General features: G+C 46.6%; 30 protein-coding genes. 14 read left to right on the top strand and 16 right to left on the bottom strand.

Translation table 11 applies throughout. The features are described 5' to 3' along the window. The 3 genes from ccoG to ICN16_RS04100 are packed head-to-tail and all read left to right on the top strand — an operon-like array spanning position 1 to position 1949. Positions 1-1458: a cytochrome c oxidase accessory protein CcoG gene (gene ccoG, locus ICN16_RS04110; protein ID WP_216134443.1), complete on the top strand. Its 1458-nt coding sequence runs from the start codon at positions 1-3 to the stop codon at positions 1456-1458. Between the two features lie 24 nt (positions 1459-1482). Continuing rightward, on the top strand, positions 1483-1692 hold the full coding sequence (locus ICN16_RS04105) for a hypothetical protein (RefSeq protein WP_370625603.1): 210 nt from the start codon (positions 1483-1485) through the stop codon (positions 1690-1692). Further along, complete coding sequence (locus ICN16_RS04100) at positions 1689-1949, top strand: hypothetical protein (protein ID WP_216134420.1); 261 nt, start codon at positions 1689-1691, stop codon at positions 1947-1949. The genes ICN16_RS04105 and ICN16_RS04100 overlap by 4 nt, the downstream gene beginning before the upstream one ends. A 10-nt stretch (positions 1950-1959) precedes the next feature. On the opposite strand, the gene ICN16_RS04095 is transcribed toward ICN16_RS04100, so the two are convergent. Continuing rightward, entirely contained in the window at positions 1960-2718 is a 759-nt protein-coding gene (locus ICN16_RS04095; protein WP_216134417.1) for a helix-turn-helix domain-containing protein, read from the bottom strand. An 81-nt stretch (positions 2719-2799) separates the two neighbouring features. Between ICN16_RS04095 and ICN16_RS04090 the strand changes: the two genes are divergently transcribed. Continuing rightward, the gene (locus ICN16_RS04090; protein ID WP_216134414.1) at positions 2800-3531 is read left to right on the top strand and encodes a sulfite exporter TauE/SafE family protein; all 732 of its coding nucleotides are present in this window, start codon (positions 2800-2802) and stop codon (positions 3529-3531) included. On the opposite strand, the gene ICN16_RS04085 is transcribed toward ICN16_RS04090, so the two are convergent. Continuing rightward, the gene (locus ICN16_RS04085) at positions 3528-5165 is read right to left on the bottom strand and encodes a SulP family inorganic anion transporter (RefSeq protein WP_216134411.1); all 1638 of its coding nucleotides are present in this window, start codon (positions 5163-5165) and stop codon (positions 3528-3530) included. The two genes, ICN16_RS04090 and ICN16_RS04085, sit on opposite strands and share 4 nt — an antisense overlap. 14 nt (positions 5166-5179) lie before the next feature. Further along, entirely contained in the window at positions 5180-5581 is a 402-nt protein-coding gene (locus ICN16_RS04080) for a DUF2177 family protein (RefSeq protein ID WP_216134400.1), read from the bottom strand. Between the two features lie 89 nt (positions 5582-5670). Between ICN16_RS04080 and ICN16_RS04075 the strand changes: the two genes are divergently transcribed. Next, positions 5671-6111 (top strand): universal stress protein, encoded by a 441-nt coding sequence (locus ICN16_RS04075; protein WP_216134397.1) that lies wholly within the window; start codon positions 5671-5673, stop codon positions 6109-6111. A 69-nt stretch (positions 6112-6180) separates the two neighbouring features. Here ICN16_RS04075 and ICN16_RS04070 read toward each other — a convergent pair whose 3' ends face one another. Next, positions 6181-7641 (bottom strand): M23 family metallopeptidase, encoded by a 1461-nt coding sequence (locus ICN16_RS04070; protein WP_370625602.1) that lies wholly within the window; start codon positions 7639-7641, stop codon positions 6181-6183. Positions 7642-7712: 71 nt separating this feature from the next. Next, positions 7713-8639: a 3-hydroxyacyl-CoA dehydrogenase NAD-binding domain-containing protein gene (locus ICN16_RS04065; RefSeq protein ID WP_216134387.1), complete on the bottom strand. Its 927-nt coding sequence runs from the start codon at positions 8637-8639 to the stop codon at positions 7713-7715. 115 nt (positions 8640-8754) lie between these two features. Here ICN16_RS04065 and ICN16_RS04060 point away from each other — a divergent pair, with 115 nt between their 5' ends. After that, on the top strand, positions 8755-9888 hold the full coding sequence (locus ICN16_RS04060; protein WP_216134384.1) for a mandelate racemase/muconate lactonizing enzyme family protein: 1134 nt from the start codon (positions 8755-8757) through the stop codon (positions 9886-9888). A 77-nt stretch (positions 9889-9965) separates the two neighbouring features. Here ICN16_RS04060 and ICN16_RS04055 read toward each other — a convergent pair whose 3' ends face one another. The 4 genes from ICN16_RS04055 to ICN16_RS04040 form a co-directional block, all read right to left on the bottom strand. Further along, on the bottom strand, positions 9966-11978 hold the full coding sequence (locus ICN16_RS04055; RefSeq protein ID WP_216134382.1) for a TRAP transporter permease: 2013 nt from the start codon (positions 11976-11978) through the stop codon (positions 9966-9968). Positions 11979-12084: 106 nt separating this feature from the next. Further along, the gene (locus ICN16_RS04050; RefSeq protein ID WP_216134379.1) at positions 12085-13035 is read right to left on the bottom strand and encodes a TAXI family TRAP transporter solute-binding subunit; all 951 of its coding nucleotides are present in this window, start codon (positions 13033-13035) and stop codon (positions 12085-12087) included. A gap of 28 nt (positions 13036-13063) precedes the next feature. After that, complete coding sequence (locus ICN16_RS04045; protein ID WP_216134377.1) at positions 13064-13990, bottom strand: dihydrodipicolinate synthase family protein; 927 nt, start codon at positions 13988-13990, stop codon at positions 13064-13066. A gap of 12 nt (positions 13991-14002) precedes the next feature. Continuing rightward, the gene (locus ICN16_RS04040) at positions 14003-14932 is read right to left on the bottom strand and encodes a 2-hydroxyacid dehydrogenase (protein ID WP_216134375.1); all 930 of its coding nucleotides are present in this window, start codon (positions 14930-14932) and stop codon (positions 14003-14005) included. A gap of 84 nt (positions 14933-15016) precedes the next feature. Between ICN16_RS04040 and ICN16_RS04035 the strand changes: the two genes are divergently transcribed. Further along, on the top strand, positions 15017-15958 hold the full coding sequence (locus tag ICN16_RS04035; protein ID WP_216134374.1) for a 3-hydroxyacyl-CoA dehydrogenase family protein: 942 nt from the start codon (positions 15017-15019) through the stop codon (positions 15956-15958). A gap of 39 nt (positions 15959-15997) precedes the next feature. After that, on the top strand, positions 15998-16678 hold the full coding sequence (locus ICN16_RS04030) for a cytochrome b/b6 domain-containing protein (RefSeq protein WP_216134372.1): 681 nt from the start codon (positions 15998-16000) through the stop codon (positions 16676-16678). Here ICN16_RS04030 and ICN16_RS04025 read toward each other — a convergent pair whose 3' ends face one another. Both ICN16_RS04025 and ICN16_RS04020 read right to left on the bottom strand, forming a co-directional pair. After that, positions 16679-17131, bottom strand: a complete 453-nt coding sequence (locus ICN16_RS04025) for a cytochrome c (RefSeq protein ID WP_216134370.1) — start codon at positions 17129-17131, stop codon at positions 16679-16681. Positions 17132-17219: 88 nt separating this feature from the next. Continuing rightward, positions 17220-17882: a site-2 protease family protein gene (locus ICN16_RS04020; RefSeq protein WP_216134367.1), complete on the bottom strand. Its 663-nt coding sequence runs from the start codon at positions 17880-17882 to the stop codon at positions 17220-17222. Between the two features lie 28 nt (positions 17883-17910). Between ICN16_RS04020 and ICN16_RS04015 the strand changes: the two genes are divergently transcribed. The 4 genes from ICN16_RS04015 to crcB are packed head-to-tail and all read left to right on the top strand — an operon-like array spanning position 17911 to position 19436. Continuing rightward, positions 17911-18078, top strand: a complete 168-nt coding sequence (locus tag ICN16_RS04015; RefSeq protein WP_015421675.1) for a hypothetical protein — start codon at positions 17911-17913, stop codon at positions 18076-18078. A gap of 44 nt (positions 18079-18122) precedes the next feature. Beyond that, complete coding sequence (locus ICN16_RS04010) at positions 18123-18260, top strand: hypothetical protein (protein ID WP_174221123.1); 138 nt, start codon at positions 18123-18125, stop codon at positions 18258-18260. A 9-nt stretch (positions 18261-18269) separates the two neighbouring features. Then, on the top strand, positions 18270-19049 hold the full coding sequence (ygiD, locus tag ICN16_RS04005) for a 4,5-DOPA dioxygenase extradiol (RefSeq protein WP_216134364.1): 780 nt from the start codon (positions 18270-18272) through the stop codon (positions 19047-19049). 9 nt (positions 19050-19058) lie between these two features. After that, entirely contained in the window at positions 19059-19436 is a 378-nt protein-coding gene (gene crcB, locus ICN16_RS04000; RefSeq protein ID WP_216134361.1) for a fluoride efflux transporter CrcB, read from the top strand. A gap of 15 nt (positions 19437-19451) precedes the next feature. Here crcB and ICN16_RS03995 read toward each other — a convergent pair whose 3' ends face one another. Genes ICN16_RS03995 through ICN16_RS03980 form a run of 4 tightly spaced genes read right to left on the bottom strand, consistent with a single transcriptional unit; the run spans position 19452 to position 22463 of the window. Then, on the bottom strand, positions 19452-20429 hold the full coding sequence (locus ICN16_RS03995; protein ID WP_216134359.1) for a tripartite tricarboxylate transporter substrate binding protein: 978 nt from the start codon (positions 20427-20429) through the stop codon (positions 19452-19454). Continuing rightward, positions 20426-20947, bottom strand: coding sequence for a chromate transporter (locus ICN16_RS03990; protein WP_216134357.1), 522 nt, complete (start codon positions 20945-20947; stop codon positions 20426-20428). Before ICN16_RS03990 ends, ICN16_RS03995 begins: the two co-directional genes overlap by 4 nt. After that, positions 20944-21483, bottom strand: coding sequence for a chromate transporter (locus tag ICN16_RS03985; RefSeq protein WP_216134355.1), 540 nt, complete (start codon positions 21481-21483; stop codon positions 20944-20946). The genes ICN16_RS03990 and ICN16_RS03985 overlap by 4 nt, the downstream gene beginning before the upstream one ends. Continuing rightward, positions 21480-22463, bottom strand: coding sequence for a D-2-hydroxyacid dehydrogenase family protein (locus ICN16_RS03980; RefSeq protein WP_216134353.1), 984 nt, complete (start codon positions 22461-22463; stop codon positions 21480-21482). The genes ICN16_RS03985 and ICN16_RS03980 overlap by 4 nt, the downstream gene beginning before the upstream one ends. 74 nt (positions 22464-22537) lie before the next feature. Between ICN16_RS03980 and ICN16_RS03975 the strand changes: the two genes are divergently transcribed. After that, positions 22538-22840: an antibiotic biosynthesis monooxygenase gene (locus ICN16_RS03975; RefSeq protein WP_216134351.1), complete on the top strand. Its 303-nt coding sequence runs from the start codon at positions 22538-22540 to the stop codon at positions 22838-22840. Positions 22841-22850: 10 nt separating this feature from the next. On the opposite strand, the gene ICN16_RS03970 is transcribed toward ICN16_RS03975, so the two are convergent. Then, positions 22851-23627 (bottom strand): sulfurtransferase, encoded by a 777-nt coding sequence (locus ICN16_RS03970; RefSeq protein ID WP_216134349.1) that lies wholly within the window; start codon positions 23625-23627, stop codon positions 22851-22853. A 107-nt stretch (positions 23628-23734) separates the two neighbouring features. Between ICN16_RS03970 and ICN16_RS03965 the strand changes: the two genes are divergently transcribed. Next, the gene (locus ICN16_RS03965; RefSeq protein ID WP_216134345.1) at positions 23735-24286 is read left to right on the top strand and encodes a carboxymuconolactone decarboxylase family protein; all 552 of its coding nucleotides are present in this window, start codon (positions 23735-23737) and stop codon (positions 24284-24286) included. The last annotated feature ends 1 nt before the right edge of the window (position 24287 follow it).

Raw genomic sequence — 24287 nt, 5'->3', positions numbered from 1 at the left:
GTGTCAGATAATTCGCCGGTAGGGAAGCCTATTCCCATAGATGTCATCGAGGAATCTCTTTATGAGGTCCGGCGAAAGATTTACCCACGATCTGTTAGCGGGCTGTTTGCCCGCTGGCGTTTCATCTTAGTATTTGCGACTCAAATACTGTTTTATGGCCTTCCGTGGATAAGCTGGAATGGGCGCCAAGCGGTTCTATTTGATTTAATTCAGCGTAAGTTTTATATTTTTGGCCTTGTACTTTGGCCGCAGGATGTGATCTACCTCACACTCCTATTAATTCTTTCTGCCTTAGCACTCTTCCTGTTTACAGCAATCGCTGGCCGACTATTTTGTGGTTACGCCTGTCCCCAAACGGTCTACACCGAAATCTTTATGTGGATCGAGCGTAAGGTTGAGGGTGATCGATTTGCGCGTATTCGTTTGGATGGTGAGGAATGGCCTTGGAGTGTCCGCAAGTGGCGCCTCAAAATTACCAAGCATTTCCTATGGCTTCTGATTGCCTTCTGGACGGGCTTTACTTTCATTGGTTATTTCACGCCGATTGAAACTCTGAGCGCAGCGATTCTGCATTTATCACTCGGTCCATGGCAAACCTTCTGGTTATGCTTCTATAGCTTTGCGACTTGGGGTAACGCAGGATTTATGCGTGAGCAGGTTTGCAAATACATGTGTCCCTATGCTCGCTTCCAGAGCGTGATGGTGGATAAAGATACTTTCCTGGTGACCTACGATAAAGTTCGCGGCGAACCACGAGGCAGTCGCAGCAAGTCAGTTGATCATGAGACTTTGGGTCTGGGAGATTGCGTTGATTGCAGTATTTGTGTGCAAGTCTGCCCAACCGGAATTGATATTCGTGATGGTTTGCAATACATGTGCATTGGTTGTGGCGCCTGTATAGATGCCTGCGATCAAGTTATGGAGAAGGTAGATTATCCAAAAGGATTGATTCGCTATACAACTGAGCGAGCCATTGAGGATAAAGAAACCAATCAAAGTGCGATTCGCCATATATTGCGACCACGTGTTTTGATTTACATGGCCTTCATTACCGTTCTTACAAGTGCATTCCTCATTTCCTTGATTACTCGAAATCCATTGCGTGTGGATGTGATGCGAGACCGCGGGGCATTAGCTCGCGAGGTCGACGGTGTTCGTATTGAGAATATCTACCGCATTCAAATCATGAATGCCTCTGAAAATAATATGAATGTTCAGGTAAAGGCAACGGGTTTAGACGACCTAAAAATCCTCAATTCACAAGGACAAGTTGTTACTGAGATTCAAGTGGGCCCAGCCAGCAATCTGTTGATTCCGGTTAAAGTAAGCACTACTGTAGGTGCGCATGAGCCTGGTAACTATCCAATTCATTTTGATGTTATTGGCCAAGAGAAGTCTGGTAACGAGTTGATTACCAGAACGCGCGATGAAAAATCAAGCTTTATTGTTCCCCGCTAAGCTGCACAGCGAAAGATGGAGAGGATGAATATGTCAGAACATGAAACAAATAAGCCCTGGTTTAAACAGCTCTGGCCCTGGTTGTTAATTAGCGGACCAGCTGTAGCAGCCATTGGTTGCATCATCACTATTTATTTGGCTGTAACATTGTATGTAGATAAGCCAGTGCGCGATGGCGTTGTTAAGCGCGGACTCAAAGTCGAACAACTTAAAGTAGAGCAGGATCACAAATGAAGTACCGCCTATTTATTTGGATCATGTGGCCATCATTTTTGGTTTCTATTCTGGCCGAAGGTTTACTCTTTAGCATCGTGCATCCTGCCGAACTCTTATTTTTTGGGTATCACCCAAATATTTCTGATGAAGGTATTTACACCATCGGATTTTTTGTTATTTGGATCTTTTGCTCTTTCTCGAGCGCCTTAACTGCTTACATTCTGCCTGGTATCGATGAGAGTGGCAGCAAAGGTCCGGATCGCGGCTTAATTTAAGTGATATTACTTAAGCGCTAACAGGCTTGATCTGAAGTGTGCGGTCTGGGTTGGGGATGCTAGCTAATTCATAAAGACCATCCATATCAATGAGCTTGATATGACGTTGCTTAATTTGAATCAATCCTGATTCAGCAAAGCGTGAGAGCATGCGGCTCACAGTTTCAATCTGAATACCCAGATAGCTACCAATCTCCACGCGACTCATGCGTAAATCAAATTCATTATTTTGGTAGCCACGAGCTGCTAGGCGTTGAGAAAGATTCAATAAGAATGCTGCTAAACGCTCTTCAGCACGCAAGCTGCCTAATGACAGTAGGTGACGTTGATCTTGAGTAATCTCACGGCTCAGAATGCGGTGGAACTGCTTTTGTAGTACTGGAATTTGGCGCGCTAAATCCTCAAATGCTTCATAGCGAATAATGCAGACTTCACTCTCTTCAAGCGCAATCGCTTCGGATTGATAGCTGCCTTCGCCAATGCCATCAAGCCCCAGTATCTCGCCGGGAAGGTGAAAGCCAATCACTTGTTGACGCCCATCTTCAAGGCCGTATTCAGTCTTGAGGGTGCCAAAGCGGACGCTGTACACTGCGGAAAGTGGGTCGCCATGACGATATAAGCTCTCACCTTTTTGTAGGTGGACACGGTCTTTTACGAGGGTATCGATCTTGGCAATATCGCTTGAACTGATTCCTACTGGCAGGCAAAACTGACCCAGTACGCAGACTGAGCATTTGCTACCTGGGACATCTGAGTTGGTGTAATTCATATTGGATCAAGTTATCAGATCAGTTTATTCTACTCGGATAATGTGCCATTTTAATATTTCTCTGAAGTACTGGGTGTCAATATGCTGACCACCAGCCTTCTATTGGCCGTCTTTTTGGGGGCTCTTGTCAGTGGGTGGCACTGCGCCTTAATGTGTGGCGGCATTGCGGCAGCGATTGAGCGCCAAGAAAGCCCTCGAGTGGCTACTTACGCCCCATTGCAAAGCAAGTCCCAACTCTTTTATCTACAACTCATCATGCACCTGGGGCGTCTGACAACCTATGTTTTGCTGGGTGCGGTTGCTGCATCGGCGGGCGCCGTTCTTTGGCAGCAAAATGTTGTGCCTATTCAGCGACCTTTATTTGCTTTGACATCCCTCATCTTGCTGGTGATGGGTGTGCGTCTTTTGCGTCAGGGATCGAATAACCCTATTTTGCTTGGAAAGTGGCTTGGCGCGCGGATGGCTACCTATTGGGCTAAATACTTAGGAAGCTTCACTGGCCGCTCATCCCGTTGGTTTAGTGGAATGGTATGGGGCTTAGTTCCGTGCGGCTTGGTCTATAGCGTTTTACCCCTTGCCTTTCTATCGGGAGATGTCTTAACGGGCGCTGCACTGATGTTGGCATTTGGATTGGGTACCTTACCCAATCTATTGCTGATCTCTAAATTTTCAGCCGCTCTTACCCAATTTGGTCAATACATCTGGGTGAGATACATAGCTGCAGGTCTCTTATTGACCGCTGGAATATTCGGCCTTTATCGAGCTTGGTATTTGCCTGAAGCCTTACTAAAAGGTGGATTCTGTATCAGTTAATGTGACTGACTAATTGCTGAGGCAATACCTTGCTTCAGGTCTGGGTAGATATTATCTTTTGACAATCGTTCAAAGAGGCCTGCGCGAACCGCCATCTCATGTGGTTGATGTAATAGCCCGCAAATCAAGAGTCTGATACCTCTGGCTTTACAAGCCTCCTCAAGCTCGAGCAAAGCATCCATTCCGGAAACATCGATGTAGATTACATTTTTCAAATCCAGCACCAATACTTTTGAAGGCAACTCATTTTCGATATTCTCCAGAATTTTGACTGCGCCAAAAAAGATGGCACCATAAATTCTGAAGGCAGAGATGCTTCCTTGGTATTGCTGCAGTTCTGGAAAATCAACTGCACTTGCTGATTCATAGCGAGATAAGCTGGAGATGCGATAGACGAAGGTAATAAATGCTAAAAGTAGTCCTACTTGTATTGCTACCGTGAGATCCAAAATGATTGTCAGAAAAAAGACGCTCAACATGGTTAAGCGATAAGGCAGACGAAATTGTTTGAGGTCTGCAAACTTGCGCCACTCACCCATATTCCAAGCAACAAACATCAGGATTGCAGCCAGACTAGCTAAGGGAATATTTTTTGCGAGTGGTGCTCCAAACAAAACTATCACCAGTAAAGTTGCCGAGTGAGCTATGCCGGCAACTGGTGTGCTTGCACCACTCTGTATGTTCGTAACCGTTCGCGCAATAGTTCCTGTAGCAGGCATGCCGCCAAAGAAAGGAGTAACTAGGTTGGCGATACCTTGCGCCATAAGTTCTTGGTTGGACTCATGGCGATCATGAATGAGTCCGTCGGCGATGCGGGCGCAGAGCAAAGATTCAATTGCCCCAAGCAAGGCGAGCGTGATAGCAGGCACAATCACAAACTGTGCGGTACTCCAGCTAATGGGGATCCACTCAAAACTAGGTAGACCCGAAGGAATGCCACCAAAGCGACTCCCAATCGTATCTACAGGAAGGCTGAGGGCGCTAGTCACTATAGTAGCTGCGGCCATCGCAATCACTGTTCCGGGTATATGGCTCAGGTAGCCAAGACGTTTTTGAAAAGCTCTCCAGGTAATTAAAAGAGTGAGACTGCCTACCGATAACATCAGTGCAATCGGATTCACCGTATCGGCGGCGGCATACAACGTTTGGACTGCTTGAAAAAATTCAGCAGGCATCTTGGTAATTTGCAGGCCAAAAAATTCTTTAACTTGGGATAGGCCAATGAGTACAGCGATGCCATTAGTAAATCCAATAATCACGGCTACTGGAATAAATCGAATTAATGTTCCGAGGCGAAAGAGCCCCATCAGAAATAAAAATACTCCAGACATGGCAGTTGCCAAGAGCAAATTGGCAATACCGTAATGATCCACAATGCCATAAACAATCACAATGAATGCGCCGGCTGGCCCACCTATTTGCACACGACTACCGCCCAAAACAGAAATGAGCCCACCCGCAATAATGGCCGTAAAAATACCCGCCTCTGGTTTGAGTCCACTAGCAATCGCAAACGCCATTGCTAAAGGTAGAGCAACTACGCCAACCGTAATGCCTGCTAATACATCTTTACTAAATAGGGCGCCGTTATAGCCCTTGAAAGAATCGAGTAGTTTTGGGTGGAAAAGATTCATCGGAGCGAAGATTTTCAGGCTATGCGACTACCAACCCAGTGGGCAATAGTTGCGGAAAGTGCCGTTACTGCAGATCCCCAGGCGATATCGACAAATGCCAAGCGCATAGGGAAGTCACGAATAACTGCAAGATTGGTGAGGTCGTAAGTCATGTAGCAAAAAAAGCCAAATAGGGCGCCATATTGCACCGCATATATCCAGGACTGTTTTGAGATTGCCGGAAGAATGACAAAAATTGATGCACCAAGTGCATACAGCAGATAAAAGCCAAGCCCAGCCAATAGTTTGGGTTCGCTTGCCATGAGTGAGCCCATATCGTCGCGGTAGAGATTTTTGGCTATACCAAGCAGCCATATCAAATCAACCACAACTAAAGTCAGTAGAAATGAAAAATACACAGTTAAATACTTGAGCAATTCAGTTTCCTTTTTATGCTTTTACAGGGGAATAATAAGGATTATGATGGAATGAAAGGCATTCGGGTTTAATTTAACAGGAGTCAAATATGTTCAAGCACTTGTTGGTACCGGTTGATGGTTCGGATGTGAGTAAAAAGGCATTAAAAAAGGTGGCGGAGCTCGCTAAGGCGGATAAGGCTGCTGTGACATTGGTATATGTTTCTGATCCAATGCCGCCGATGGTGTATTCCGATAGTACGATGGGGTACGGTATTTCTCAAAAAGATCACAAGAAGGTCTGCGCGGCATTTGCTGCAGATATCTTTAAAAAGGCTGTGCTTGCTTTGGGCGCCGGTATTAAGGCTAATACGCTTCATATTGCAGACAGTAATTTATCTGAAGGTATTTTGGAGGGCGCCAAGAAAGCTAAGGCTGATGTCATTGTGATGGCCTCTCATAAACGTACCGGCATTAAGAGTGTATTGTTGGGCAGTGAGACGCATGAGGTAATAGTGCACTCTAAGTTGCCTGTATTGGTTCTTGGCTAATGCTGATAGCTTGAAAAAAAGGGGGTCCATTTGGACCCCCTTTTTTTATCTCGAATTAGTTTCCATGGATTAATTCACTAGAGGTGTCCCCAGCAATAGAATTTCTCTAGTGAGTAAGCCGCTATCGCTATCGCGCATGTTCCACAAATCGAGTTGAGTTTTGGAAGCGTAAGGATCAACGTAGATGCCATCTTTTCTTAATTCAAAATGCAGGTGAGGTCCAGTGGATCGTCCGGTTGAGCCGACGTAACCAATCTCTAGGCCACGCCGAACTTCATTACCCACCTCAAGTTCAACGTTGTAGTTACTTAAGTGAGCATAGTAGGTCCGATAGTTTCCAGGATGCTCGAGGATGATGAGATTTCCAAAGGCGCCGCTATAACCCAAATGCACCACCTTGCCAGTAGCCACGCTAAAAATTGGAGTCCCAATTGGGGCTGAATAATCAATACCCATATGGGTGCGATAGCGCTGTTTGGGTGCTGCTACAGGGGCCCCATTCTTGGATGGGGCAGCCTTCTTACTCGACGCTCGCACGCTACCGACACCTCGTGATATGCGTCGATAACTCAGGGGGTTGGTCCAAAAAGTGCGCTCTATCGATTCCCCGCTAGCCGTGTAAAAGCCACCAGGAATATCATTTCTCTCCACCCAAAATGCACTCGAAAAGACTTCACCGGATGTTGGATCAATAATTTCTGCAGCCCAAATTTGTGCCCAGCGTTCTTTATCACCAAAATCCACGATCAATCGAACAATGCTATTGGTGTTTTCAAGCGCATTCGTTTCTTCCGGATAAATTTGCTTGATGACGGAGTTCAACTCCCAAACTAACTCAACAGGTAATTTATCGCCTACTTTTTTAGGGTCATACAGAACATCTTTTAGCGGCAATTGAATCTCTGTAAAGCGTTTGGATTCATCTTTGAGGTAGTCCTGCTGAATCAAGAAACTACCTGCCGCCGAGGGTGTAAAGGTCCAAATCTCTGTCTTAGCATCCTGGATGGGGCCGTTCATGATGCTCAGTGACTCAAAGCGATTTCGGCTTCCTAGTGCTAGGGCGTAGGGAATGCAATCGCCACGCATCCGATCAAAAAATCCCTTGGTTTGAGATCTAAAGAAATCATTGAAGTTGCGATCATCTAGACCAAGATTGGATGGGAGATTCTCTTCGTTATAGCTGCGGCGTAGGCAGCCACGTTGGACGCGGTAATCTAGATTCGAGCTACCTTCGCTGCTATACACACCTTCAATTCGCTTAAATAGCTCAGGATTTAAGCTCATACTTTTCGAGGATTGACTTAGTGAGCTACCGTTTACTTTGAGGCCGGCCTGCTTGTTATTTTGAGCCACGTTCTTCGGTTTAATTTGAGGCGCTTTATTAGCTTTAGTATTCTGGCTTGCAGTTTGTGCCAGAGCGCTAGAGACGAGCTCCACCTCCGGCAGTTGAAACAGGCCAACTAGAGCGAATCCAATTACTTTGATTGCCCCTTTAAAAAAGAGGTGCCGAACACAGACATTTTTCTTCACGCTTCAATTATCCAATATTGTGGCTAAAGGGCTGGGTATTTTGAGCGGTGCTGTGCTGCAACAATATTGAGTTAATTTAGTTCGGGCGCTATTTTTAGCACTTCAAATGCTGCCTTAAGGCGCGTCTCGTAAGCTTCTCTCATGCGCTGCGCCTCTTCTGGCGACCATTCTCTAAACCCTGCACCTTTGGCCATACCGGTTTTACCGCTGTTTACTAATTCCATGACGCAAGCTGGTGGTGCTGTGATGTTGGAGAGAGAGGGATAGATTACCTCTGCAGCTAGTGTCATGCCCTCCCATCCTGAGATTTCTTTTTGAGTCATGGGGCCAACTGCCGCATAGCGAAAGCCAAAGCTGTAGCGTACTGCAGTATCGACATCATCTGGCGTGGCAATTCCTTCTTGCACTAGGGATAGTGCTTCACGCATTAAGGCATGTTGAATACGGTTCGCTAGAAAACCCGGAATATCACGCTTGACCAATACTGGCTTTTTGCCATGAGAGCGATACAGAGTGCAAATCTGCTCAGCTAATTGAGGGTCTGATTTTTCGCCCAGCACGACCTCTACCAAGGGAACGATATGTGCCGGCATGAAGTAGTGGGTATTGAACATGCGATGGCTTGTTTTCAGGCCTTGTGCAATATCGCTTATGGGAAAGCCGGAGCTATTACTACCAATCGGAATGTTGGGAGGTACGCTGCAATCAAGCTCGCTAAAGATTGCCTTTTTCAGCTCCAGGCGTTCGGAGATGGTTTCAATGATGAGATCCGTATTTTCCCAATCTGACCAATCCGCGATCGCGCCGGCAATGAGTTGGGCATCAGTGTCACGCCATGCGGGGTTAATAGAGTCAGCGCAAGCCTCAACCTTAGCAAGACTTAACTTTGCTTTCTGTAAATCTCTTCCCAGCAAAATTGTATTGGCGCCAAAGGCCAGAAAGCCGGCGGCAATACCCACCCCCATAGTGCCCGTACCCATTACAACGACCTTACTCATAGCGCCTCCCATTCGTAAATGAAGCATATTGATTAGCGACTCATTATTCCTTATTTGGGAGCCGTCAGACATTCTCAATTATGGCTACAATAATTTTTTGAATATAGGAGCCTCTATGCCCATCATTGAGTCAGTATCAGTAGCTGCAGTAGCGGTGCCTCTAGATAAGGTCACCTCCTTTTCCACGCGGACGGTTTCAGAGCGTCACTATTGCTTAGTGAAGGTGCGCGGCAAGGATGGCAATGAGGGTATTGGATTTTGCTATGTTGGTAGTGCAGGTGGAGATATTGCCAAGATTGCAGTAGAGCAATTACTTGCTCCAAAACTCATTGGTCAAAATAGTCATCGTAGCGAAGGCCTGTGGATGGATATGTATAACGAGTCCATTTTGCAGGGGCGCGCTGGTGCAGTCATGCGTGGGATCTCAATCTTGGATACCGCACTTTGGGATTTAAATGCCCGCTCTGCAAAGTTACCTCTGCATCAATACTTGGGATCGGTTGTGGATGATCGTGTTCCGGCTTATGCGAGTGGTGGCTACTATTTAGATGGTAAAACACCTGCTAAGTTGGGTAAGGAGATGGAGTCCTACGTTAAACAGGGCTTTAAGGCCGTCAAGATGAAAGTAGGGCGCCTGTCCCCAAGGGAAGAGGAGGCACGTGTTAAAGCCGCTCGTAAGGCCGTAGGCGAGGATGTTTTGTTGACCCTAGATGCCAATAACGCCTGGCGTGATCTACCGACTGCCCTGGAATATATCCGTCGCTTTGAGGCCTACAACCCATACTGGATTGAAGAGCCATTCTCTCCGGATGCTATTGACTTACATGCAGCCTTGGCGCGTCAAACCAAGATTAACGTTGCCACTGGTGAGATGGAGGCTGGGCGCTGGCGCTTCAGGGAGCTCATTGATGCCGGTGGTGCGGCTATTTTGCAGTCAGATGCAGCGGTGTGTGGCGGGATTACTGAATGGCGGCGTATTTCTGCTTATGCAGATTTAAAGGGTGTAATTGTTTGCCCGCATTGGATGCATGACTTGCATGCGCCTTTAGTGGCTGCTACCCCTAATGCGCGCTTTGTGGAATTCTTCTTGGATGATCAGGTTTTAAACTTCCGCAGATTAATTAACAAGCAATTAACCTTTAAGAATGGCGATTTGATTTTGCATAAAACTCCAGGATTAGGTTTTGAGTTTGATGAAGCTGCTATCAAAAAGTATGCCGGTAAAACTGCCTGGACCAAGATTGTGTAATTGATTTAAATTCCCGGTAATAAAAAATCCCGCACATGAGGCGGGATTTTTTATTGTCTTGCACTACTTCGGCATGCTTAAGTAGATCGCGGATGCAGCTTGAAGTGGGTGATCGATTGGGTGATCAACACCAAGCCAAATCCTACAAATCCAATAATGTCAGCTTCGGTTGATGGGTAGGAAAGTGCTACACCAGCAACAACCATGATGACGCGTTCAAAGATCTTAGTCTTTTCGATAAACCAGCCTTGTAGTCCACCAGCTAAGCAGATGATTCCCACCACGGCGGTGAAGGAGATCCAAGCAATTTGCGACCAATCTGCCTGCTCTAAAGCAGTGGTGGAACCCATCAACAGCAAGCTCACGCCTGACTTGTCGAGAACAAACATGAACGGCACCAAGATTGCTGGAGCGACATACTTCCAAGTTTGTAATGTCGTCTTATAGGGATTGCCTTTACAAATCGCTGCTGCTGCGAAAGGTGAAAGCGCTGTAGGAGGAGATACTTCAGAAAGTACAGCGTAATAAAAGATGAACATGTGCGCTGCAAATTCTGGAACGCCAAGATTAATTAGGGCAGGTGCTGCGATCACTGCACAAATAATGTAGGACGCTGTAACTGGAACAGCGAGGCCTACAACCCAAACTACGAGACCTGTGAAGATCGCTGTGAGCAAGAGTGATCCGCCTGCGTACTGAATCACAATTGAGCTGAACTTCAAACCTAAGCCAGTGAGGGTAACGGTACCAACAATCAATCCAGCGCCAGCACAGGTCACAGCGATAGCTAGAACGCCAGTAGAGCCTGATGCCAATGCTTTAGTGAGGTTGGAGTTGTATAGACCAGAGAAAATCTTCTCTTTGCCTTTGAACCAATCCCAAGGGATGATGGCTGTGTCACGGCGTAGCATGCTTGAAGCTGCTGACACTACTGTCGCCCAGAATACTGACATAACCGGTGAAAAGCCAAACATCATGAAGACCACAATGGAAATCAATGAGAAAAAGTGGAACCAATATTTTTTGGTTAACTGCCAGGCTGATTCTGCGGCTTTGAACTGAATGCTCTTCATTCCATACTTGCGTACGTCAATTTCTACCATGACTAAGAGGCCAAGATAGAACAAGATGGTTGGAATGGTTGCCATCAGCAACACATCTAAATAAGAGATCTTTAAAAAGTCGGCAATCAAGAATGCTGCTGCGCCAAGTACTGGCGGAGAAATAATTGCGCCCAAGCCGCCAGCAGCCAGTAGGCCACCAGCCGCATTTTTTTCGTAACCTACTTTGTCTAGCATTGGAGCAGCTACGGAACCAACGGTAACGGTAGTGGCTACGCCAGAGCCGGATGGGCCGCCAAGCAAGAATGAGGAGAGAACAATGGTTCTGCCAACACCGGAGGATTTGCCGCCCATAGCAGCAAAAGAGAAGTCGATAAAGAACTTGCCTGCACCTGTAAATTGGAGGAATGCGCCAAAAATAGTGAACAGAATAATGAGGGTTGCTGAAACATCTACTGCAGTGCCATAAATGCCCTCAAGCGTCATGAACATATAACCAACTAGACGATCAAGGTCATAACCTTTGTGTGTCCAAGGGGCTGGCAAGTAGTTACCAAAGAGGGCATACGCCAAGAAGAGGGAGGTTACAACTACCAAGACCATGCCATTGGTTCTTCTGACGCTCTCCAGAATGAGAGCAATCAGGAAGACACCAAACATGACATCAGTTGAATTCGGGGCGGTATTGCGATCAAACAGATCATCTCCACCACTGAGGATGTAATAGGCAATAGCCACTGATCCTAGAGCAAACAAGATATCCCACCACATCAGGCGGTTTTTAAAGCGGGCTGCGATTGGGAAGCTCAGGAATACTAAAAATAGAACTAAGGCAACGTGGATGACGCGCAGTTGCTGGGTTGGAACAATCGAATAAGCAGCATATAGGTGAAAGAGTGACATGCCAACAGCCACCAGAGTGATGAACTTGGCTAAGAGGCCTTTGTAGTCATTGGAATCACCTTCTTCTTGCTTGATAAAGGCGTCTAATTTTTCTTGGGTTTCGTTATCGATTACAGCTTGTGTCATGTCTCTACCTATTTTTTTATATACAGCTTTTTTGTCTTGCTAATACGGAACTATCAAAAAATTCAGGAGTGCCTGAAGACACTCCTGAGCTCAAAATGAATTTGATTTAATTTACTTTGATATTTTTTTCTTTGTAGTACTTCAATGCACCTGGGTGATATGTGATTGGAGTAGAAGCTTGTTTTTGATTCTCAAGGGTTACGTTGATATATTCCTTGTGGGTACGAACCAACTCAAGTTTGTTATCAAAAACAGCTTTCACAATTTTGTAAGCTTCGTCATCAGGCATATTGGCATTAACTACCAAAATATTGGCGACACCAGCTACTTTATTGTTTTTGCCCATACCGCTATAGGTTTCTTTTGGGATATCAGCAGCAAAGTACAGATTGCCATATTTCTTATTCATGGCAGCTACTTCCGCAGCGTTATCAATCATGACAATTTTCATGCCAGGGCTGTTAGCAAGGTCGGTTACAGCAGCAGTTGGCAAACCACCAACCCAGAAGAAGGCATCAATTTTGCGGTCTTTTACTGCGTTAACAGATTCGGCTACGCTCAAACGCTCGCGCTTGACGTCCTTGTCTTTATCTAAGCCGGCTGCCTCGAGGAGGCGGAAAGCCATTACTTCAGTTGCACTGCCTGGCGCGCCAGTACTAACACGCTTGCCTTTGAGGTCCTTCATGGACTTGATGCCAGTGGAGTCCACTGTCACAACGTGCATGAGATTTGGATAGAGAACCATCAGAGTGCGTAAATCTACTTTCTTGTTAGCAAATTTACCTTCACCATCTTTAGCATCTTTGGCAGCATCAGCCATGGAGAAGCCAACGTAAGGTTTGCCTGTACCAATGAGGTTAAGGTTGTCTACAGATCCACCAGTCACTTCGGCAGTTGCGGACATGCCCGGTACTTTGCTAGAAAGTACTGAGGCTAAGCCACCACCCATAGGGTAGTAAACGCCGCCAGTACCGCCGGTTGCAATAGAAAGGTTTTGTGCTTGCGCTGCACCGAACAACATGGTGATAGTCACAGCAATGATTTTAATAAGCTTCATTTTTGTCTCCTGTTTTGCGTCTATTTAATTAAAGGCCTGGCATGCTGAAATTAATCTTTTGTAGCTCACTCAATAGCTTTGCTTGCTGGTCTGCGCTGAGCTGCATGAGTGGTGGGCGTACGCGCAACCACTCAGGATCTTTGCTGAAGTGTGCAACCGCAGTCTTCATACCGGCAATCATTTGATATTGAGCAAATACGGAGCGTACTTGATCTAAGGCGGCTTGACGTTGATCTGCGTCAGATTCTCTCCAATGGGCTGCTAATTCAGCGATAGCCCTAGGGTTAACGTTAGCAGTAGCTGAGATGCAGCCAACTCCGCCTGCGCGCAGGGCACGCATTAAGAAGACTTCGCTACCGGCATATACGCGGAATCCAGATGGTGCCAATAGCTTGATGACGGATTCTGTGTAAGCCCAGTCACCAGAGCTATCTTTCATGCCAACAACAGTTTTTGGATATTCCTTAGCTAAGCGCTCTAGCAAAGAAAGGCTCAGATTGATTTTGGTGACTGGTGGAATGTTGTAAATATAAATTTGCAATGCTGCATTGCCAACTTTTTGAATCACTTCCGAGAAGTAGGCAAAAAGGCCATCATCAGTAATATCTTTGTAGTAGAACGGTGGCAGCATCAATACACCGGCGCACTTGTGATCCAGGGCATGGCAAGTCATGCTAACTGTGGCGTCAATGGACGTGGCACCCGTACCAGGCATCATGTGCGCTGGGTTTAAGCCGCCTTCAACCAAGGTTGTTAAGGTGGCCATCTTTTGACGGGCGGACATGGAATTGGCTTCCGAGTTTGTACCGAAGATTGCTTGGCCAACACCATTAGCTCCGAGCCATTGGCATTGCTTTAGTAATTTTTGTGCATCGGGACTGCCGTCTGCTTTAAAGGGAGTGAGTACAGGCGAAAGCACCGCAGGTAGCGTGGAAGGGTGTAGTGAAATTGTCATACTTACTCCGTTTTAATTTTTTACTTCAGTCAGAAGTGGTTTTTTATTATAGAAAGCTTCTAAATTATCTATTGCTAGGTTTGTCATTAATTGTCGCGTTTCGGAAGTTGCGCTTCCAATATGCGGCGTTAGTAAGACATTATCAATATTTAGGAAGCCGACGTTTGGATTTGGCTCATTTTCAAATACATCAAGTGCTGCGCCAGCAATGGTTTTTTGCTGCAGTGCAACTAAAAGTGCCGCCTCATCTACTACATTGCCACGAGAAATATTAATGAGATAACCCCGGGGGCCCAGGGCTTGCAGGACTTCGCTATTAACCATTTTTTCTGTTTCTGGGTTAGCGGGGCAGGCAAGGAAAAGGACGTCAGAAGCCTTTGCTAAAGATTTGATATCGGGAAAGTACTGATAAGGGAGTTCTTTTTGACTTGGGCCGGTATAGGCCAATTTGACCTTAAAAGGCTCTAAGCGTTTTGCAAGATCTTGCCCAATGCGACCCATTCCTGCAATGCCAACACACTTGCCGGCTAAGGTAGTGGTGATGGTGAATGGTGCTTTAGCCCAAGCTGTGCTTTTGACAAACTCCTGCGCCTCGGGAATGCGGCGCAATAAACCAAATAGCATGCCAATCGCTAGCTCGCAAACTGCGTCATTCAGAACGCCTGGAGTATTGCTGGCTTTGATTCCATTAACCCTAAGATAGTCCAGGGGGAGGTTGTCGTAACCCACTCCGCAGGTAGCAACCATGCGAACGGTGGGTATTTGCTCTAACAACTTTTGTGGAAGCGTGGTGTTAGAGCGGGTCAAGATGGCCGTGAAGTTGCCATCAGGAACTGCACCCTGAGGATCTAGCAGTTTAGTTGTGCTGAGTCGCTTATCAATTTCCATTTGCATTATTTCTGGAAATTGCCCGACCTGCAGTACCGAATTGACTGGGATCATGTCTCACTTACTTTTTTATTGGAATAATGAAATCATTGTAAGAGGATTTGTAATCCTTATCTTGCCCCCGAAGGAGAAATGGAAATGTTGTTTACCCCGTCTGAAACAAAAGTCGTCGTTGTTGGTGGCGGCACCATGGGTGCTGATGTGGCGGCTGTATGCGCGCGAGGGGGTTGCGCTGTTCAGGTTCTGGAGCCCACTACGGAGCGTCGTGCACTTTTACCGGATTACTTTGCCAACACCATGATTGATCTGGGTTATGAGCATCGCTTGCACTTACTCTCAACGGCCGGCTCCCTCGAGGAGGTGGACTGGTCCGAGGTGGATTTGGTAATTGAGTGCGTGCCCGAGCGTTTGGATATTAAGCAGGAGCTCTTTGCTAAGTTGGAGCAGTACGCAAAGCCAGAAGCGGTCCTAGCAAGCAATAGCACGAGCTTTCCGATTAGCGATATTTCAAAAGGCTTAAAGACGTCTGCAAGAATGATTGGTTTGCATTTCTTTATGCCTGCTCACTTGGTGCCTTGTGTCGAGGTGGTTTATGGAGAGAAGACTTCCCCTATGGTGGGAGAAATCCTTTCTCGTTTGATGACGGCATGTGGCATGGTGCCAGTGACCGTGAAAAAAGATTTACCTGGTTTTTTAGCGAATCGCTTGCAGCACGCTTTGTCGCGGGAAGCCTTCGCTATGGTTGATGCTGGGATTGCTAGCTTAGAGGATATTGATAAGGCTGTTCGATTTGGTTTTGGTTTTCGTTATATCGCCGCAGGACCTGCAATGCAGAGAGATCATGCTGGTTTAGATGTGCATGGTGCTGGTGGTGCGACGATATACCCGACCCTGAACAATTCCCCTGATATTGCGAAGTGTCTAAGCGATCGCATTGCTAGTGGCAAGTTGGGCATGAAAACCGGTGAAGGTTTTTATTCCTGGACTGCAGAAACTATGAAAGCTGAGCGAGAGCGCTATCAGGAAGCCTTGCGTGAAGGTTTAAAGATCATTCAAAAGGATTTGCCTGAGATTAAATAAATCAGGGGGCAGGGCTTCGCATTGATTTATTCTCCTTAGATGAAAAAAATCATTCGTGTCTGGGATTTACCGATCCGCCTGTTTCACTGGCTCTTGGTCGTTTGCATTGTTCTGAGCTTCATTACTGTCAAGATTGGCGGTAATGCCATGGATTTCCATGCTCGAATTGGTTACTGCGTTCTAAGCTTAATTATTTTCAGGATCTGCTGGGGCTTGATTGGCTCCCACCATGCACGCTTTATTCATTTCGTACCAAGCCCTAAAGGCTTGCTGAACTATTTATCCGGAAAAGCTAAAGCTGGTCTTGGGCATAACCCCTTAGGTGCTTTATCTGTTCTGGGACTACTCTTTTCCGTTGGACTTCAAGCGGTAACTGGTTTGTTTGCAAATGACGATATTGCTTTTAAAGGACCATTTGCAAAATATGTTTCCAGTGGGACGGTTGAGTTTCTAACTTCAATTCACCGCCAGAACGAAAAGATTCTGATTGCTCTAATCGTCATCCACCTCTGTGCAATTTTCTATTATCAAAAATTCAAAGGTGAGAATTTAATTAAACCGATGTTGTTGGGTGATAAAGAAATTGACCCAAGTGAAGAGGCAAAATATCTGCCTGCTGACTTGGGTCAAGCCTCCAAGGACGGAGGTTTGCAACGCGGCCTTGCTTTATTGCTGCTGAGCCTGATTGCTATAACTCTGGGTTACTTCATTACTCGCTGATCACTTTTTCTTAAAGTCATCATGACAACCTTTGCAGGTGGCGCCAGCGGCACCAAAAGCCTTCTTGATTGCCTCTTGATCGCCTGACTGTGCAGCAGTATTGAGGTTGGCTACAGCCAGCTGCATTTTTTCTCCAGCCGCTTTAAATTTTGCGTTGTCTGACCAAACGCCTGGAAGTGCATTGCCGCCTTCGGTACCGGGGCCAAAAGCTTGCCATGGCAAAGTAGAGAGCATTGCAACAACGGCTGCATTTTTGGCTACTTCCTCTTTATTGAATGGCGCTTCACCTTTGACCACTGCGCCGATTTTTCCAAAAGAAGTGGCCATCACGTTAAATACGTTCTGACGATATTTAATGGCATCTTCTGGCTTCTTAAATTGCGCATAAGCAAAACCTGCACTTGCGAGCAGTGTTGGTAGAAGGGTGGCCAAGACAAGGTGTTTGAGTTTCATAAGGTGCTCCAATCATTTCAATAAAGATGAGGGTAAGAAAGCATGCATTAAGCATACTCCCGAATAATGCTTTTTGCCGATTGGACGCCTAGAAAAGCATCTGCAAAGGTAAAGTCATAAAGTAGATGATGGATTTGAAAAAAGCTATCAAAGGCTCCATCCAAAAACTACCGATTATTCCGGTGAACACCAACCCGAGAACGATGAAGAAACCCCAGGGCTCCAGCTTCCCAAAAGCAATAGATTGGCGCGCTGGCAATAGGCTAGATAAGATGCGACCCCCATCAAGGGGTGGCAGAGGGAATAGATTGAACACCAAGAGGACTAAATTCCAAGTAATGCCAGCTTGTGACATCGCTAATAAGAACCGTTCATCAACCCCAAATCCAATTAGGGCAATCAAGAGAACGGCCCAAATCAGTGCCTGAGCGAAGTTTGAGCCTGGCCCTGCTAAGGCCACCCAAATTGAGTCAATGCGTGGGTTGCGCAAGCGCCCAAAGTTCACCGGCACTGGCTTGGCATAACCAATTAAAAATGGTGAACTAGCCAAAATCAGCATAAGTGGGATCAGGATTGTCCCCACTGGATCTATATGTTTAATGGGGTTGAGGCTGACTCTACCTAGCATATAGGCAGTATTGTCACCAAAATGACGGGCCGCATAGCCGTGGGCTGCCTCATGGATAGTGATGGCAAAAATCAAGGGAATCGCGTTAATGGCAATAGCTTGGATAGAATAGTCAGTAATCATGGCAATATGATATCCATAGGAGCAAAAAGTGACTGACGATAAAAAACCTGAATCAAAAACCCCAGCTAAGCCCGTAGCAGCAAAGCCGGTAGCCCGTCCACCAGCCCCAAAAGGCCCATCTGGTCCTGGCGGTAGGCCTCAAGCAGGCTTTGGAGGCGGAAAAGCCATGATGCGCAAGGCCGGCCGCGGCCGATAGTGGATAATTGCAGCACCAATTAATGTGTTTAATGAGGATTTAGCATGAATGAATGGCATAAAGAGTCGAAAGACGAAGTCAACAAGAAAATCATCACTTTGATCGTGATGTTGGCGGCCGCTACTAGCTTGGCTATTTTGTTTGCATTGGTTGCAGCCCATACTGGTTACGTATTCGGTTAATCCGCATTAATGACTAGCCATCGCCAACCTGCAGTATTTGCTGGCCATGGCAGTCCGATGTATGCCATTGAGCCCAACCGCTATACAGCTGCTTGGGCCAGTCTTGGTAAATCACTCAAGCGCCCAGATGCAATCTTAGTCATCTCAGCACATTGGGTAACCCGTGGAGTCTGGGTTACTGCAATGCTCAAACCTAAAACGATTCATGACTTTGGTGGGTTTCCGCAAGCCTTGTTTGATATTCAATATCCGGCACCAGGCAGTCCTGCCCTCGCAGATCGCGTCAAAGAATTGCTGGATATTCCGGTTGTGCTTGAAGAGAATGAATGGGGCATTGATCATGGTGCCTGGTCTGTCCTTAAATATCTCTATCCCGATGCTGATGTTCCCGTGGTTCAGTTGAGCTTAGACGGCTCCTTATCTTCAGATGAACATTACGAGCTCGCTAAAAAATTACGCCCTTTACGTGACGAGAATATTTTGATTCTGGCTAGTGGCAATGTGGTGCATAACCTGCGAACCATTCATTGGGAGCAGGGTGCAGAACCTTACCTGTGGGCTAAAGAGTTCAATCATTTCTTTGTTTCGGAGATGAAGGCAAATCACCATGAAACTTTGATTCAATGGGAGCAATTTGGTGATGCCGCTCATTTATCCATTCCAACCCCCGAGCATTATTGGCCAGCTTTGTATGTGCTTGCCCAGCAGGAAGGCGGGGAGGATTCGCGAGTATTGGTGGATGGAATAGAAATGGGTTCCATCAGCATGCTTACTTTTTTAATTCAATAAATATTTATTATGTGGCTATCTATTCTTGCAATTTTCTGTGGCGCTGGTCTTGGAGCTTTACTGAGAGCGGGATTTAATCTTGCGACCGTCAGCCTTGCCGTCACGCTTCCTTTGGGAACCTTTATTTCTAATATGGTTGGCGGCTACTTGATTGGAATCGCTATAGCCTTTTTTGGTAACAACCCAAGCCTTTCCCCCGAGTGGAAGTTACTCATCGTTACGGGTTTCTTGGGTGGTCTCACGACTTTCTCTAGCTTTTCTGCTGATGTAGTGACTTTCATGCAGCGTGGAGAGCTTGCCTGGGCGTTTGGGACAGTAATGCTGAATGTAGTTGGCTCACTATCCTTAACGTTTTTGGGGATCTTGACTTACCAGGCGCTGAAGTAAGTCTCCCTAGAAGACCTACTCAGGCTTGATGTTCCCTGCCTTGACTACTGCACTCCATTTTGCCGCTTCCGATTTAATGAGAGCCGCAAAATCAGCCGGACTGCCGCCGCCAATTTCGTTGCCTTGAGCCAGCATTAACTCTCGTAGTTGCGGGTCTTTTAGTGCTTCGTTGGCCGCTTTATTTAATGTGTCAATAATTGCTTTAGGCGTTCCTGCGGGTGCAATAAACCCTTGCCAATTGAGCACCTCGACTTTAGGGTAACCAAGCTCAGCAAAGCTGGGAACATTTGGAAAGAGTGGGGACCGCTTTTTGCTTGTGATGGCAATGGGTCGCAATTTATCTGCTTTGATACTCGGCACTGCTGAGTACATCTGGTCGAACATCATATCGACATTGCCTGCCATTAAATCAGTTAGAGCGGCAGAACCACTCTTGTATGGCACATGAATCATTTGAATGCCGGCATTTTGCATAAATAACTCTGCTGAGAGCTGATGGCTCCCACCGATTCCTCCGGACGAGAATGTCAGCACCCCGGGTTTTGCTTTAGCCGCAGCAACAATATCTTGGATGGACTTGTATTGTGAATTTGGATTTACCACCAAAATGAGTGGGCCCTTTTCAATCAGAATAATGGGACTCAGATCCGTTTCCGGGTCATAGCGCAATGTGCCAAAGAGGGTTTTATTCACCGCTAGTGGCGCAAAGTTTCCCATGCCGATGGTGTAGCCATCGGCTGCTGCCCTTGCAACAAACTCAGTACCTATATTGCCGCCAGCGCCCGGTTTGTTGTCGATTACAAATGGTTGCTTGAGAATCACACTCATTTTCTGGGCGAGTTGTCTGCTACGAGAATCTGCACTTCCGCCAGCGCCATAAGGTACGACGACGGTAATGGGCTTATTAGGGTATTGGGTTTGCGCTCGAGGGGCTGAAACGCATAGCAACACTGCGCAAGAGGTGATGATTTTTAAGAAGGCAATTTTTTTCATATGATCCCCATGACTCCGAGTGCTGCGCCTAAGATGATTAAATATAAAGGATGCCAGCGGGTGAATACCGCAATCACAATCGTGGCAATTGTTAGGAGGTATGCAGCATATCCTTGGTTAATTTGCAAAGCAATTTGCCAGGCAGATGCTAGCACTAGACCTACTGCTAGTGCACCCGCAGCATATTGAATTGCTTTTTGCTTTTGTGGGTTTTGCATGCCCCTAATGTAGCGTTGTAAAAAGAAAATCATGATTGAAGAGGGCCAGGCAATTGCGAATGTGGCAACGACTGCGCCGATGACGCCGCTAACATGCCATCCAATGAGGGTCACTGTCATTAAGTTGGGGCCGGGCGCGGCTTGTGCAATGGCAAAGTAATCTGAAAATGTTTGTGAATTCAGCCACTGCTCTTGAGTTACTGAGAGCTTAAATAGTTCAGGTAGCAAGGCATTGATACCGCCAAATGCCACCAACGAGAATGCGGATAGCTTTAGAAAGAGGCTTAGTAGCAAGCTCATAACTTATCTGCTTTCTTCCAGGCCAAATAGAGCGCTACAGGCGAAGCCATCAGTACTACCCATCCCAGGCCCAAATGAAAATAGCTTGCTGCTAAAACAGTAAAGACCACCACAATAAGCATTGGCGGATAGCTGAATTCACTGCGCATCATCTTGAAGCCAGTGCTCGCAATTAGCCCCACGCCAACAGCTGAAACGCCACGGAGCATGCCCTGAACAATCGGCATATAGCTATAGTGCTCGTATAAGATACCAAGAAGAATCACTATCGCGATAGGGCCGAGCATCAGCCCTAGGGTTGCAGCAAGTGCGCCACGAACACCTGCAAATCGCGAGCCAACGCAGACAGCGAGATTCACAATATTGGGTCCGGGAACAATTTGACAGATGCCGAGCATGGCATTGAATTCTTCCGAGCTCAACCATTTTTCCCGCTCAACAATAGTGCGCCTTGCCCAAGGCAGCACTCCACCAAAGCCGGACATGCCGATTTTGCTAAAACCAATGAAGAGTTGTTTGGGGGTGAGTGTCTTCAAATCGACTCAGGTTCAAATGGGTGTGGCAAAGGACGTAGTTCTAGCCATGCCTCTAAGGTGTCGACAATCCCTTTTGAAAACTCTGCAAAAACAGGTTCAGCAACAAATCCCAAATGGGGTGTGGTCAGTAAATTGGGTGTGTTTCTCAAGGCGTCGTCTGCAGGAAGCGGCTCAGTATCGAAGACGTCAATTGCAGCCTGACCTGGTCTCCCAGCAGCAAGAGCATCTTGCAAAGCCTGCATATTGATCAGTGCGGAGCGAGAGGTATTCACCAGAAGCGCATCAGGCCGCATCATGGCTAACTCTGCTGCGCCAATCAAGCCCTTGGTATTGGCTCCAGCTACAAGGTGGAGACTGACAACCTTGGATGTTTTCAGTAGCTCTTCGAGGCTGACTGATTTTGCGTGCTCTACGGCGGCACGCTCCGCTGTCATATTAGGGCTCCAAGTGACCAATTCCATTCCAAAGGCTTTGCCCACGCGGGCAACGGAGCTGCCAATCGATCCCAAGCCAATGATTCCAAGCCGCTCACCAGCAAGTATGGGCAATACGGAGAGTTCGTCACGCCAGCTAGCAGAGCTTACTAATTTGTTTTGACGAAGTAATTGTTTTGAAGCACCCAAAATCAGGGCCCAAGTTAACTCAGTGGTGGTTTCTTTAGAGGGGCCTCCTGGTGTACAGGCAATTGGAATATTTCTCGATTTCAGAGCTGCGGCATCTAGGGTGCCATTGCGCTTGCCAGTAAACATCAATAGCTTGAGCTTTGGGAGGCGTGCGATGAGAGCTTCGTTAAAAGGGGTGCGGTCCCTCACAATCACAACTACATCAGCGTCTTTTACTGCCTCATATAAAGCCTCTCCAAGAAGGGGCTCGTGATAAGTGGTGATATGACATCCTTGATCCACTCTGTCCCAATTGGAAAAGCGACGGAGGGCTTGTTCATAGTCACCAAGAATGACAACGCTAGCTAAATTGGCCATGTCTCTAAAATTGTTATTTATTATTCTGCTTGAGTTTACTATCGATCCCTAAGAATTTAGATAAAGGAAATACCATGATTTTGGAGCACTGCGATATAGAAATTGACCCTAGCAAGTCTGCTGAGTTTGAGGAAGCTATTGTGCGCGGGGTGAATACAGTGATTGCTAAAGCTAAGGGGTTCCGAGGTTTTAAGGTTAACCACAGCATCGAGAGTCCAGCTCGCTACTTGTTATTGATCTACTGGGATAGCTTAGAAAATCATACGGTCGATTTTCGGGGGTCTGAAGCTTTTGCTGATTGGCGCGCTATTGTTGGGCCATTCTTCGCAAAACCCCCATTTGTTGAGCATATGACCTTGGTGGGCAAGTCAGATTAAAAGAAGTGACTTAAGTTTTGAGCTCCTTCTGCTTTTTTCGGATGGAGTTTTCCACGGGGATTTCATCTAAGCTGGGCTCCAGTGCCTCGCGCTCATCAAAGACAAAACAGCTGCCGGTGTAGTGGGCGGATCCAACTTCCTCGAAGTACTTCAGGATTCCCCCTTCTAGCTGGTAGCTGTGCTCCATTCCTATTTCTCGCATATAGAGACCAGACTTCTCACAGCGAATGCCACCGGTACAAAAACTGACTAAGGTTTTATCTATCAGTTGTTCTTTGTGGGCTGAAATAGCATCTGGAAACTCAGTGAATTTATTGATATTGAAATGTAAGGCATTTTCGAAGGTGCCATAGTCCACTTCAAAGGCATTGCGGGTATCCACCATGACCACGGGGCGTCCCAGGTCATCAGTTCCACGGTCAAGCCACTCCTGCAATTTCCTGGGGGTAATGAATTTTGCGCGACCCTCTTCTGGGCGAATCGCGGGGTGATTCATCCGAATAATCTCATTCTTTATTTTGACCAGCATTTTTTTAAATGGCTGTGAATCAGACCAACTATCTTTAGATTCGAGTGATTGAAAGCGGGGATCTAATCGGAGCCAATCTAGGAAGCCGCGCAGCTCAGGCTCATCGCCAGCCAAGAACATATTAATGCCTTCTCCAGTCAACAAGATCGTTCCCTTGAGATGTCGACTGTTGCATTCTTCTAGAATTTTGGCGCGCAACTCAATTAGCTTGTCTAGGCTGACAAATAGGTAGGCGGCTATGTTCAGAATGGGTTTCATGGCTAATCTTTTGTGGCGATATACGCATTATCGAATAAGAAAGCATTAGAGTGATAATCTAAGCTCTTTGCCTACCCAACTTTATAAAAATACCTTTTAAAGCGCCCATGTCTGAACGTTTAATTCCTTACCAGCCTATGGATTTAGCAGAGCCGGCTGATCTTGTGGCTGCAATTCGCCAGCGCCGAGGCGGCCAGTTCATCAATTTAGACCGCATGCTACTGCATAGCACCCCGATTGCTGAGGGTTGGAACCATTTTGTGGGTGAGATCCGCAATAATCTTTCATTGGATCCAAAGCTACGCGAACTTGCAATGTGTGGGGTAGCCGTTCTTAATGGTGCTGAATATGAATTCTTTCATCATGCCCCTCCTTTTATCAAGGCAGGTGGCACCGAAGAGCAGGTCCAGGCACTACGCTTAATTGGTCAAGCGAGTTTTCCAAGGGGTCTATTCTCTGCCGTTGAAAATGATGCGGCGGAATTGACGTTTCAGATGACACGCAATATTCAGGTCGATAGCGCTTTGATGAAACGCTTGCAGACAGCTCTTGGCAATACCAATACTGTTGAGCTTGTCACTGTGGTTGCGGCTTACAACATGGTTTCCCGTTTTTTAATTGCCTTGGATGTCAATCCAGAGGAGCATCCTCCTGAGTAAT

The sequence above is a fragment of the Polynucleobacter sp. es-MAR-4 genome, from assembly GCF_018882055.1.
Taxonomy (GTDB): Bacteria; Pseudomonadota; Gammaproteobacteria; order Burkholderiales; family Burkholderiaceae; genus Polynucleobacter.
Note: the sequence above shows the minus strand (reverse complement) of the source record. Positions and strands in the feature narration are given on the sequence as shown.